The sequence below is a fragment of the Stenotrophomonas sp. Steno-Z2 genome (assembly GCF_056393235.1).
This window is the reverse complement of record NZ_JBWJOY010000005.1, coordinates 20,991-32,994: the sequence shown is the minus strand read 5'-3', so window position 1 is coordinate 32,994 and position 12,004 is coordinate 20,991. Positions and strand designations below refer to the sequence as shown.

Here is a 12,004-nt window from a genome sequence, read left to right as displayed (position 1 = left end):
GGGCGAAGTCGTGCGCCCTTACCCTCATCCACAAAATCCACAAATTCGGGGCACCTTGTAGCTCACCCTTCGGGCCCCTGCCGGACTGCTCCCGAAGGCACAAGGGCAGACACGGCGCCCCACAGAACAGTCCCATCCGGAATCCTTCCCATGCACTTCATCTCCACCCGCAACAACGCCCCCGCCGCCACGCTCAGCCAGGCCATCGCCGCCGGCCTGGCGCCCGACGGCGGCCTGTATGTGCCGCAGCAGATGCCGCCGGCGCGCGCCCTGCAGGTGGGCGACACGCTGGCCGACACCGCGGCCACGCTGCTGCAGCCCTTCTTCGCCGGCGACGGCCTGGAGGCGGAACTGCCGCGGATCTGCGCCGAGGCCTTCGACTTTCCGGCGCCGCTGCAACGCCTGGCAACCCGCAACGACCACGTGCTGGAGCTGTTCCACGGGCCCACGGCGGCGTTCAAGGATTTCGGCGCGCGCTTCCTCGCCGCCAGCCTGTCGCGGCTGCGCGCCGGCCAGGCGCGCCCGTTGACGATAGTCGTCGCGACCTCGGGCGATACCGGCGCCGCCGTGGCCGCCGCCTTCCACGGCCAACCCAACCTGCAGGTGGTGGTGCTGTATCCGGATGGGCGCGTATCGCCGCGGCAGGCGCACCAGCTGGGCTGCCTGGGCGGCAACATCCGCGCGCTGCGCGTGGCCGGTTCGTTCGATGACTGCCAGGCCATGGTCAAGCAGGCATTGAACGACGCCGAGCTGCAGGCGCAGCTGCCGCTGAGTTCGGCCAACAGCATCAGCCTGGGCCGCCTGCTGCCGCAGATGAGCTATTACGCGCAGGCGGCGCTGGCCCACCATGGCGCGCACGGCGCGCTGCTGAACATGGTGGTTCCCACCGGCAACCTCGGCAACGCGATGGCGGCGGTCATGGCGCGTGCGCTCGGCGTGCCGCTGGGGCGGATCGTGCTGGCCACCAACGCCAACCGCGTGCTGCCGGATTACTTCGCCGGCGGCGACTACCAGGCCCGTACCAGCGTGGCCACGCTCGCCAATGCGATGGACGTGGGCGCGCCCAGCAACTTCGAGCGGCTGCGCTGGCTGTACGCCGGCGACGATGCGGTGCTGCGCGCGCAGTTCACCGCGCGCGCGGTGGGCGACGATGCCATCCGCGACACCATCGTCGCGCGCCATCAACGGCATGGCGAAGTGTTCTGCCCGCACACCGCCACCGCGGTACGGGTGCTGGAGCAGCTGCGCGCCAGCGGCGAGGCCGCGGCGCACGAGCACTGGGCGGTGGCGGCGACGGCGCATGCGGCCAAGTTCGAGACGGTGGTCGAACCGTTGATCGGCCGGCAGGTGCCGGTACCGCCGGCGCTGGCCGAACTGTTGCGGCGCCCGGCCCACGCCGAGCCCTGCGCGCCGGAGTACGCGGCGCTGCGCGAAGTCCTGCTGGGCTGACACGGTCGCCGCGTTGTCCACAGCGGATGTGGAGCGCGGTGCGGAAAGCCTGTGGACAAGTGCGCGCCGGGCCAATGCCGGCGGGCATCGGCGCCGGCCTGGTCAAAATGACGCCAGGCCGGTGCCCGCGCTAGGCGGCGCGTGGGCGCGGCAGGTCGCCGGAGCGGCCGCGCCCGGGCAGGCTGAGCAGCCAGGTCGCCACCGGCAGGGCGGCCAGCATCAGCAGCCAGCCGGCGACGATGAAGCCACCGGCGGAGAACACCGGCAGGCCCGCCGCGGCGGTGAAGGCGGTGGCGAAGGTCAGCGTGGCCAGCGCGCAGTGGAAGCGGAGCCGGCCGCGTCCCAGCTTCAGCAGCAGCCAGGCCGCGGGCAGGGCGAGCAGCAGGTTGACCGCGAAATCCTGCAGCACTGTCGCGCCATACCAGGCGGGGCCGGACAGCCCGGCCTGCGCAAGCTGCACGGGAACCGTGTTGTGGGCGGCGATCAGCGGCCAGGCGTAGAGGACCAGCAGCACGAAACCGATGCCGATGGCGATGGAGAGCAGTGGGGCCAGAGCACGCGACATGGGGCCTCCCGGGTCTGCCGCCGGCGGTATCGCGGCGGTCGCGCCCAGCTTGCAGGGCCGGGGCCGGGGCGTCAAACGCGGGGCCGGCGCTCAGTCCAGGTCGTCGTTGGCCAGTTTCTGCAGGCCGGCGAAGTCGAGGATCTCGACTACGTTCAGATGCGGCAGGGCGATCAGCCCCTGCTGGCGCAGCTTGGTGAAGGTGCGGCTGACCGTTTCCATGGTCAGGCCCAGGTGGTCGGCGATGTCGCCGCGGCCCATCGGCAGCGCCACGCGGCTGCCGACCTGGCCGAGCCTGGCCTCGCGCGCGGCCAGGCGCAGCAGGAAATCGGCCAGCCGCTCCGGCGGCTGCAGCCGCGCCAGCGCCAGGGCGTTGTCCTGGGCGGCGTCCAGCTCCTGGCAGGCGCGCTGCAGCAGCTTGCGTTCCAGGTGCGGGAAGCGCTGGCGCAGGTCGCGCATCTGCGCGGTCGGCACCCGGCACACGCGGCTGCCGGCGATGGCCTCGATGTCGTAGCGGTGGTGGTCGCTGCCGCTCAGGCCGACGTAGTCGCCAGGCAGCACGAAGCCGCTGACCTGGCGGCGGCCGTCGGCCAGCGTGCGGACCAGCCGCAGCGCGCCCTCGGTCACGGTGAACACATGCGCGCGGGGCTCGCCGCTGCGTACCAGGGTGGCGCCCATCGGCACCGGCAGGGACACGGTGATCTGCTCCAGCGCCTGTACTTCGTCGCAGGACAGCGCCGAACACACCGACAGGTGGCGTACCGAGCAGTGCAGGCACTCGCGCGCGCCGCTTCCTTCGGAAACGGGGGGCGGGGTGGAGTGCGGCTCGGAACCGGAGGCAGGCCGGGTCATGGCTTCGGGGCGGAGGGCGTGCGCACATGATACTTCATGCGGTCGGCACGGGCGGCGTGGCGCTAGAATTGGCGTCCGCTCACCCCCACCGTTTGCAGGAGTTTCGCCCGTGATCAAGCCCCGTACGCCGCCCGGCATCATGGAATTGCTGCCGCGCGAGCAGATTGCGTTCCAGCGCATGCTGGACGTCATCCGCCGCAACTACGAGCGCTTCGGGTTCCTGCCGGTGGAGACGCCGGTGTTCGAGCTGTCCGACGTGCTGCTGACCAAGTCCGGCGGCGAGACCGAGCGCCAGGTGTATTTCGTGCAGTCCACCGGTGCGCTGGCCAACGCCGCCGAGTCCGGCGAGAAGGGCCTGCCGGAGATGGCGCTGCGCTTCGACCTGACCGTGCCGCTGGCGCGCTACGTGGCCGAGCACGAGCATGAGCTGACCTTCCCGTTCCGCCGCTACCAGATGCAGCGCGTCTACCGCGGCGAGCGCGCCCAGCGCGGCCGTTTCCGCGAGTTCTACCAGTGCGACGTGGACGTGATCGGCAAGGATGCGCTGAGCATCCGCTACGACGCCGAGGTGCTGGCGGTGATCCACGCGGTGTTCTCCGAACTGCGCATCGGCAGCTTCGCGGTGCAGCTGAACAACCGCAAGCTGATGCGCGGTTTCTTCGAGGCGCAGGGCGTGTCCGATCCGCAGCAGCAGGCGCTGGTGCTGCGCGAGGTCGACAAGCTCGACAAGCGCGGCGCCGACTACGTGCGCGAAACCCTGGTTGGCCCGGACTTCGGCCTGCCGGCCGAAGCGGTGGAGCGCATCCTCGCCTTCGTCGAGGTCCGCTCGCAGTCGCACGCCGACGCGCTGGCGAAGATCGACGCGGTGCTGGCCGAGGCCGGTGCTGCGGCCAGCGAATCGCTGCGCGCCGGCGCCGCCGAGCTGCGCGAGGTGCTGGAACTGGTCAAGGCGCTGGGCGTGCCGGAAAACGCGTACTGCCTGAACTTCTCCATCGCCCGCGGCCTGGATTACTACACCGGCACCGTCTACGAGACCACGCTGCTGGACCACCCGCAGATCGGCTCGATCTGCTCCGGTGGCCGCTACGAGGACCTGGCCAGCCACTACACCAAGTCCAGGCTGCCGGGCGTGGGCATTTCCATCGGCCTGACCCGCCTGTTCTGGCAGCTGCGCGAGGCCAACCTGATCGACGGCATCGCCGAAAGCAGCGTGCAGGCGATGGTGGCGCTGATGGACGAGGCGGCGATGCCGCAGTCGCTGGACATCGCCCGCCGCCTGCGCGCCGGTGGCATCAATACCGAGGTGCAGATGGAGCCGAAGAAGGTCGGCAAGCAGTTCCAGTACGCGGCCAAGGCCGGCATCCGCTTCGTGGTGCTGGCCGGCGAGGACGAACTGGCGCGCGGCGTGGTCGCGGTCAAGGACCTGCTGCGCGAACAGCAGTTCGAGGTCGCCCGCGACGAACTGGCGTCCACCCTGCAGGTGGAACTGGAACAGACCCGCGCCATGGCGCGCTGAACCTCCGTTCCAGCCCGAACCGAAGGCCCCGCGGCGCGGGGCCTTTTCTTTTGCCGTTGGCCGGCCGCGGCGGGCGTTTGACCGGGCGTTCCTGTCTGGGCTAATGTATTAGCACGCTATTACATTGGTACATATGAAAACGCGCCCCGACTCCGACCGCGAAAAGGCTTCCGACGCTTCCCTGAAGGCATTGGCGCGCGCGTTCGCCGCGCTGGAGCGGCCGCAGGACGTGCAGGCCTTCCTGCGCGACCTGTGCACGCCGGCCGAGCTGGAGGCGATGGCCGACCGCTGGCGGGTGGTGCCGCTGCTGCGCAAGGGCGTGCCGTACCGCGAGATCTACGACCTGACCGGGGTGAGCGTGACCACCATCGGCCGGGTGGCGCGCTCGCTCGAGCATGGCGCCGGCGGTTACGCCGCCGCCATCGAGCGCCTGTCCGCGCGCAAAGCCGAATCCAACTGAGACAAGACCATGAGTGCTTCCACCTCCGCGCCGGCCCGCGACCGGCTGCGCATCGCCATCCAGAAGAGCGGGCGCCTGGCCGACCCGGCGCGCAGCCTGCTGGCCGCCTGCGGGCTGAGCTGGCGGCAGAGCCGCGACAAGCTGTTCTGCTTCGGCGAATCGCTGCCGGTGGACCTGCTGCTGGTGCGCGACGACGACATCCCGGGACTGATCGCCGACGGCGTCTGCGACCTGGGCGTGGTCGGCCTCAACGAGCTGGACGAGCAGGCCAAGGCGCGCCGCCAGCTGGGCCTGGCCGATGCCTACCAGCCGCTGCGTGGCCTTGGTTTCGGCCAGTGCCGGCTGATGATCGCCGTGCCCGAGGACTGGGAATGGCAGGGGCCGGCGCAGCTGGCCGGCAGGCGCATCGCCACCAGCTACCCGGCCATCCTCGCCGCCTGGCTGAAGGACCAGGGCGTGGACGCGCAGGTGGTGGAACTGTCCGGCTCGGTGGAGATCGCACCGAAGCTGGGCACCGCCGACCTGATCTGCGACCTGGTCTCCAGCGGCGCCACGCTCGCGGCCAACCAGCTCAAGCCGGTGGAAACGCTGCTGGACAGCGAGGCGGTGCTGGCCGGCCCGGTGCACGAGCTGGACGACGCCCGCGCCGGCTTGATGGCGATGCTGCTGCGCCGCCTGGACGGCCTGAGCAGGGTGCAGGACCGCAAGCTGCTGATGTTCTCCGCCGACGAGGAGCGCGTGGATGCGCTGGCGCGGCTGCTGCCCGACGCCGAACCGCTGCTGCGCCTGCCCGGCGACGGCGGGGCGGTACGCCTGCAGACCATGTGCAACGGCGCGCTGAGCTGGCAGCGGCTGGAGGAGCTGGAGCGCGCCGGCGCGCAGGGGCTGATGGTGCTGGCGGTGGAGAAGTCGCTGGCATGAACATCCTCGACTGGAACGCCCTGGACGCTGATGCGCAGGCGCGCGCGCTGACCCGGCCGGTACAGGCGGTGGCGGCGCAGACCCGCGCTTCGGTCGCGGCGCTGATCGAACAGGTGCGCGGCGTCGGCGACCTCGCCCTGCGCGAGATCACCGCTCGTTTCGACGGCGTGGCGCTGGAACGCTTCGAGGTGGGCGAGGCCGAGTTCGCCGCCGCCGAACGGGCGGTGCCTGCGGAACTGCGCATCGCCCTGCAGCAGGCGGCCGGACGCATCGATGCCTACCACCGCGCCGGCATGGCGCAGCCGTATTCGCTGGAGACCGCGCCGGGCGTGGTCTGCGGCAAGATCATCCGGCCGATCGGACGCGTCGGCCTGTACGTGCCGGCCGGCAGCGCGCCGCTGCCCTCGACCGCGCTGATGCTGGGCGTGCCGGCGAAGCTGGCCGGTTGCCGCGAGGTGGTGCTGTGCACGCCGCCGCGCAACGACGGTACGGCCGATCCGGCGGTGCTGGTGGCCGCGCGCCTGACCGGCGTGCACCGGGTCTACAAGATCGGCGGCGCGCAGGCCATCGCGGCGATGGCCTGGGGCACCGAGACCGTGCCTTCCTGCGACAAGCTGTTCGGGCCGGGCAACAGCTACGTGACCGAGGCCAAGCAGCAGGTGGCGCAGGCCGGCGCCGCGGCCATCGACATGCCGGCCGGACCGTCGGAAGTGCTGGTGATCGCCGATGCCGGCGCCAACCCGGCCTTCGTCGCCGCCGACCTGCTGTCGCAGGCCGAGCACGGCCCGGACTCGCAGGTGCTGCTGCTCAGCGACGATGCCGCGCTGATCGCCGCGGTGCAGGACGAGGTGGAACGGCAGGTGGCACGGCTGCCGCGCGAGGCCATCGCCCGCCAGGCGCTGGCGGCCTCGCTGCTGCTCAGGGTCGAATCGATCGAACAGGCGTTGGCCATTTCCAACCGCTACGCGCCCGAGCACCTGATCCTGGCGCTGCGCCAGCCGCGCGGCTGGCTGGACCGCGTCGAGGCCGCCGGCTCGGTGTTCCTGGGCGACTACACGCCCGAAGCGCTCGGCGATTACTGCTCGGGCACCAACCACGTGCTGCCCACCGCCGGCGCCGCGCGCGCCTACAGCGGCGTCAGCGTCGCCAGTTTCCAGAACCAGATCAGCGTGCAGGCGGCCAGCGCGGAGGGCATCGCCGGCATCGGCCCGTGCGCCCTGGTGATGGCCCGCGCCGAAGGACTGGACGCGCACGCCAACGCGGTCGCGCTGCGGCTGGGAGCGGCGCCATGAGCGGCGTGCTCGACCTGGTGCGCGAGGATCTGCGCGGCTTTGCCGGCTATTCCTCCGCGCGCAGCGCCAAGCTCGAAGGCGATATCTGGCTCAACGCCAACGAATCGGCGTGGCCGAACCCGGGCGACGCGGCGGCCACCTGCCGGCGCTACCCCGAGCCGCAGCCGCAGGCGCTGCGCGAACGGCTGGCCATGCTCTACGGCTGCACAGCCGAGCAGTTGCTGATCGGCCGCGGCAGCGACGAGGCCATCGACCTGCTGGTGCGTGCGCTGTGCGTGCCCGGCCGCGATGGCGTGCTGTACACGCCGCCGGTGTTTGGCATGTACGCGGTGAGCGCGCGGCTGCAGAACGCGCCGGCGCTGGAAGTGCCGCTGCGCGACGACGAGGCCGGCTTGGTGCCTGACATCGAGGCCATCATCGCCACCGCCCGGCAGGGCAACGCGCGGCTGGTGTTCCTGTGTTCGCCCTCCAATCCCGGCGGCCGGAGCATCCCGCTGGCGCAGGTCGAACAGGTGGCCGCGGCCCTGCGCGGGCAGGCGCTGGTGGTGGTGGACGAGGCGTACGCCGAGTTCGCCGATGAAGCCTCGGCGGTGAGCCTGCTGCCGCGCCACGACAACATCGCCGTGCTGCGCACGCTGTCCAAGGCGCATGCGCTGGCGGCCGCGCGCATCGGCTGCGTGATCGCCGACGCCAACCTGATCGCGGTGCTGCGCCGCTGCCAGGCGCCGTATCCGGTCCCGGCGCCGTGTTCGGCGCTGGCCCTGGCCGGGCTGGACGATGCGGCGCTGGCGCGCACGCGCGAGCGCATCAACCTGGTGCGCGCCGAGCGCGAACGCCTGCGCGCCGCGCTGGCGGCCCTGCCCGGCGTGCGCCGGGTCTACGCCTCCGATGCCAACTTCCTGCTGGTGCGCTTCGTCGATGCCGAGGCCGCGTTCCAGCGCCTGCTGGTCGCCGGCGTGGTGGTGCGCGACCAGCGCGCCGCGCCGCTGCTGCACGATGCGCTGCGCATCACCCTCGGCACCCCCGAACAGAACGCGCGCGTGCTGGGCGTGCTTGCCACCCTGGAGCCTGCCGCATGACCCCCATCCTGTTCGTCGACCGCGACGGCACCCTGATCGAGGAGCCGGCCGATTTCCAGATCGACGCCTACGAGAAGATCCGCTTCGTGCGCAACGTCATCCCGGCGATGCTGCGCCTGCGCGACGCCGGCTACCAGTTCGTCATCGTCTCCAACCAGGACGGGCTGGGCAGCGACAGCTACCCGCAGGCCAGTTTCGACGGCCCCAACAACCTGATGCTGCAGATCTTCGCCAGCCAGGGCATCGAGTTCCGCGACGTGCTGGTCGACCCGAGCTGGCCGGCCGACAACAGCCCCAACCGCAAGCCGGGCATCGGCATGATGCTGCCATACCTGCAGGACCGTTCCATCGACTGGGCGCGCTCGGCGATGGTCGGCGACCGGCCCACCGACATCCAGTTCGCCGACAACATGAAGATCCGCGGCTTCCAGCTGCGCACCGCGCAGTTCGGCGGCGAGTGGGACTGGGACGGCATCGCCCATGAACTGGCCGACGCGCCGCGCCGCGCCACCGTGCAGCGCGATACGAAGGAAACGCAGATACGGGTATCGGTCGATCTGGACAGGGTTGCCGCGTCGAAGATCGACACCGGCCTGCCGTTCTTCGACCACATGCTCGACCAGATCGGCCGCCATGGCGGGTTCGCGCTGGAAATCCAGGCGCGCGGCGACCTGCACATCGACGAACACCACACCATCGAGGACACCGGGCTTGCCCTGGGCCAGGCCCTGCGCGAGGCGCTGGGCGACAAGCGTGGCATCGGCCGCTATGGCTTCACCCTGCCGATGGACGAGACCCTGGCCAGCGCCGCGCTGGATTTCAGCGGCCGCCCGTACTTCGTGTTCGAAGGTGCGTTCAGGCGCGAGCGGGTGGGCGACATGCCGACCGAACTGGTGCCGCATTTCTTCCGCTCGCTGTGCGATGCGGCCGGGCTGAACCTCAACCTCAAGGTCGAAGGCGACAACGACCACCACAAGGTCGAGGCCTGCTTCAAGGCGCTGGCGCGGGCCCTGCGCCAGGCGATCCGCCGCGAAGGCACCGAGCTGCCTTCGACCAAGGGGGCGCTGTGACCACGGTCGGCCTGATCGACGCCGGTGGCGCCAACCTCGGTTCGGTGCGTTATGCGCTGGAACGGCTGGGCGTGGCGGTGCGCATGGTGCGCGGGCCTTCCGACCTCGACGCGGCGTCGCGGGTGATCCTGCCGGGCGTCGGCGCGGCGGCCGAGGGCATGCGCCGCCTGCACGCGCAGGGGCTGGTGCAGCCGCTGCGCGAACTGCAGCGGCCGCTGATGGGCATCTGCCTGGGCATGCAGCTGCTGTTCGAGCGCTCGGAGGAGGGCAGCGTGGACGGCCTGGGCCTGCTGCCGGGCGTGGTGCGCCGCCTGCATCCGGCGGTGGGCGTGCGCGTGCCGCACATGGGCTGGAACAAGCTGCTGGCGCTGCGCGAATCGCCGCTGCTGGACGGCGTGCCGGCCGGTTCCAGCGCGTACTTCGTGCACAGCTACGCCGCGCCGGTCACCTCCGACACGGTGGCGGCCTGCCACCACGGCGGCCTGTTCACCGCGGTGGTGCAGCGCGGCCGGCTGTGCGGCGCGCAGTTCCATCCTGAACGCTCGGCCGGGCCGGGCGCGCGCATCCTGCGCAACTTCATCGAGACCGACTTTTCATGAGCTTCGTCATCTATCCCGCGCTCGACATCCGCAACGGGCAGGTGGTGCGCCTGCTGCAGGGCGATTACGCGCAGCAGACCACCTATGGCGACGACCCGCTGCCGCGCGCGCAGGCCTTCGCCGCGGCCGGCGCGCGCTGGATGCACCTGGTCGACCTGGACGCGGCCCGGGCCGGTGGTTATACGTTGGCGCCCTTGCTTGCGCGGATCGCATCGACCACCGCGCTGGAGGTGCAGACCGGCGGCGGCGTGCGCGGCCGCGACGACGTGGCGCGCATCCTCGACGCCGGCGCCAGCCGCGTGGTGATCGGTTCGCTGGCGGTGCGCGAGCCCGAGCGCGTAATGGCCTGGCTGCGGGAATTCGGCGCGGAACGGCTGACCATCGCGTTGGACACGCGCCAGGGCGAAGATGGCGTGTGGCGCCTGCCGGTGCATGGCTGGACCGAGACCGCCGACGTCACCTTGGACGCGCTCGCCGTGCGTTATGCGCAGGCCGGCATGAAGCACCTGCTGTGCACCGACATCGCCCGCGACGGCATGCTCTCCGGCCCCAACCTGGACCTGTACGCGCACCTGTCGCGGCTGCTGCCCGGCGTGGCGGTGCAGGCTTCCGGCGGCGTGCGCGACGTGGCCGACGTGGCCGCGGCGCGCGCGGCCGGCTGCGCCGGCGCGGTGCTGGGCAAGGCCCTGCTCGAAGGCCGGCTGCAACTGCAGGAGGCGCTGGCATGCTGAGCCGCCGCCTCATTCCCTGCCTGGACGTGCGCGAGGGCCGCGTGGTCAAGGGCGTGCGCTTCCGCGACCACGTCGACATGGGCGACATCGCCGAGCTGGCGCTGCGCTACCGCGACGAAGGCGCCGACGAACTGGTGTTCTACGACATCTCCGCCAGCCCGGAAGGGCGTTCGGTGGACCGCGCCTGGATCGAGCGCGTGGCGCGCCTGGTCGACATCCCGTTCTGCGTGGCCGGCGGCATCCGTGACGTGGAGACCGCGCGCGGCATCCTCAACGCCGGCGCCGACAAGATATCGATCAATACGCCGGCGCTGGAGCGGCCGGCGCTGATCGGCGAGCTGGCCGAGGCGTTCGGCCAGCAGTGCGTGGTGGTCGGCATCGATTCCGTCCGCGAGCCGGACGGGCAGTGGCGGGTGCGTTCCTACACCGGCGACCCGGCAAAGACCCGCGCCGAAGCGCGGCTGACGCTGGACTGGCTGCGCGAGGCGCAGCAGCGCGGTGCCGGCGAGATCGTGCTCAACTGCATGGACAGCGACGGCGTGCGCATGGGCTACGACATCGCCCAGCTGCGCCAGGCCCGCGCCCTGTGCGGCGTGCCGCTGATCGCCTCCGGCGGCGCCGGCGAGCCACGGCATTTCGCCGACGTGTTCGAGCAGGCCGACGTTGACGGCGCGCTGGCGGCCAGCGTGTTCCACTCCGGCGCCATCGCCATTCCGGAACTCAAGCGCTTCCTGCGCGGACAACAGATCGAGGTACGCGATGTCTACTGAAACTCCCTTCGACCCGGCCGCGCTGGACTGGGACAAGGTCGGCGGGCTGATGCCGGTCATCGTGCAGGACGCGGCCACGCTGCGCGTGCTGATGCTCGGCTACATGGACCGCGCCGCGCTGGAGCGCACGCTGCAGGGCGGCAAGGTCGCTTTCTTCAGCCGCAGCCGGCAGCGCCTGTGGACCAAGGGCGAGACCTCGGGCAACCACCTGCAGCTGGTGGCGGTCCGCGCCGACTGCGATGCCGACACCCTGCTGGTCACCGCGCGCCCGCACGGGCCGACCTGCCACACCGGCAGCACCAGCTGTTTCGGCGATGCGCCGGGGCAGTTCCTGGGCGCGCTGGATGCGCTGGTGCGGCAGCGCGAGCACGACCGCCCGCTCAACAGCTACACCACCAAACTGTTCGAGAAGGGCACGCGCCACATCGCGCAGAAGGTGGGCGAGGAGGGCGTGGAGACCGCGCTGGCCGGCGTGGTCCAGCGCGACGACGAGCTGCTGGGCGAATCGGCCGACCTGCTGTTCCACCTGATCGTGCTGCTGCGCGCGCGCGGCCTGTCGCTGGACGACGCGGTGGCGGTGCTTGAGCAGCGCCACGCGCGGGCGGCGGAGAAGGCGGCGGGCTGAGGCGCGGGCGCGCTGGCCTGCCGCCGATCCGCCGTCCAGGGCAAACCCGTCGCCATGCGCGTGCCGCATGGCGGCGCG

Annotated in this window: 13 protein-coding genes; 11 read left to right on the top strand and 2 right to left on the bottom strand. The window is 71.5% G+C overall.

Annotated elements, in window-relative coordinates:
- Nucleotides 1-150: 150 nt before the first annotated feature.
- A complete protein-coding gene (gene thrC, locus AC06FP_RS11970) occupies nt 151-1,449 on the top strand; it encodes a threonine synthase (RefSeq protein WP_478075652.1) in 1,299 nt (432 codons plus the stop codon).
- A 130-nt stretch (nt 1,450-1,579) separates the two neighbouring features.
- Here thrC and AC06FP_RS11965 read toward each other — a convergent pair whose 3' ends face one another.
- Nucleotides 1,580-2,014: a hypothetical protein gene (locus AC06FP_RS11965; RefSeq protein ID WP_478075651.1), complete on the bottom strand. Its 435-nt coding sequence runs from the start codon at nt 2,012-2,014 to the stop codon at nt 1,580-1,582.
- 90 nt (nt 2,015-2,104) lie between these two features.
- Nucleotides 2,105-2,863, bottom strand: a complete 759-nt coding sequence (locus tag AC06FP_RS11960; RefSeq protein ID WP_478075650.1) for a Crp/Fnr family transcriptional regulator — start codon at nt 2,861-2,863, stop codon at nt 2,105-2,107.
- A gap of 109 nt (nt 2,864-2,972) precedes the next feature.
- On the opposite strand from AC06FP_RS11960, the gene hisS reads away from it, so the two are divergent.
- From hisS to hisIE, 10 genes are all read left to right on the top strand, one after another.
- Entirely contained in the window at nt 2,973-4,379 is a 1,407-nt protein-coding gene (gene hisS, locus AC06FP_RS11955; RefSeq protein WP_478075649.1) for a histidine--tRNA ligase, read from the top strand.
- 133 nt (nt 4,380-4,512) lie between these two features.
- The gene (locus tag AC06FP_RS11950; RefSeq protein WP_433851714.1) at nt 4,513-4,839 is read left to right on the top strand and encodes a YerC/YecD family TrpR-related protein; all 327 of its coding nucleotides are present in this window, start codon (nt 4,513-4,515) and stop codon (nt 4,837-4,839) included.
- A gap of 9 nt (nt 4,840-4,848) precedes the next feature.
- Nucleotides 4,849-5,760: an ATP phosphoribosyltransferase gene (hisG, locus tag AC06FP_RS11945; protein WP_478075648.1), complete on the top strand. Its 912-nt coding sequence runs from the start codon at nt 4,849-4,851 to the stop codon at nt 5,758-5,760.
- Entirely contained in the window at nt 5,757-7,052 is a 1,296-nt protein-coding gene (hisD, locus tag AC06FP_RS11940) for a histidinol dehydrogenase (RefSeq protein ID WP_478075647.1), read from the top strand. The genes hisG and hisD overlap by 4 nt, the downstream gene beginning before the upstream one ends.
- Nucleotides 7,049-8,131, top strand: a complete 1,083-nt coding sequence (gene hisC, locus AC06FP_RS11935; protein ID WP_478075646.1) for a histidinol-phosphate transaminase — start codon at nt 7,049-7,051, stop codon at nt 8,129-8,131. The genes hisD and hisC overlap by 4 nt, the downstream gene beginning before the upstream one ends.
- Nucleotides 8,128-9,201: a bifunctional histidinol-phosphatase/imidazoleglycerol-phosphate dehydratase HisB gene (hisB, locus tag AC06FP_RS11930; protein WP_478075645.1), complete on the top strand. Its 1,074-nt coding sequence runs from the start codon at nt 8,128-8,130 to the stop codon at nt 9,199-9,201. Before hisC ends, hisB begins: the two co-directional genes overlap by 4 nt.
- A complete protein-coding gene (gene hisH / locus AC06FP_RS11925; RefSeq protein WP_478075644.1) occupies nt 9,198-9,800 on the top strand; it encodes an imidazole glycerol phosphate synthase subunit HisH in 603 nt (200 codons plus the stop codon). The genes hisB and hisH overlap by 4 nt, the downstream gene beginning before the upstream one ends.
- Nucleotides 9,797-10,531 carry a 1-(5-phosphoribosyl)-5-[(5-phosphoribosylamino)methylideneamino]imidazole-4-carboxamide isomerase gene (hisA, locus tag AC06FP_RS11920; RefSeq protein ID WP_478075643.1) on the top strand — a complete coding sequence of 245 codons (735 nt, stop codon included), beginning with the start codon at nt 9,797-9,799 and terminating at the stop codon, nt 10,529-10,531. Before hisH ends, hisA begins: the two co-directional genes overlap by 4 nt.
- The gene (gene hisF, locus AC06FP_RS11915) at nt 10,525-11,301 is read left to right on the top strand and encodes an imidazole glycerol phosphate synthase subunit HisF (RefSeq protein WP_478075642.1); all 777 of its coding nucleotides are present in this window, start codon (nt 10,525-10,527) and stop codon (nt 11,299-11,301) included. Before hisA ends, hisF begins: the two co-directional genes overlap by 7 nt.
- The gene (gene hisIE, locus AC06FP_RS11910) at nt 11,291-11,926 is read left to right on the top strand and encodes a bifunctional phosphoribosyl-AMP cyclohydrolase/phosphoribosyl-ATP diphosphatase HisIE (RefSeq protein ID WP_478075641.1); all 636 of its coding nucleotides are present in this window, start codon (nt 11,291-11,293) and stop codon (nt 11,924-11,926) included. The genes hisF and hisIE overlap by 11 nt, the downstream gene beginning before the upstream one ends.
- Nucleotides 11,927-12,004 lie beyond the last annotated feature (78 nt).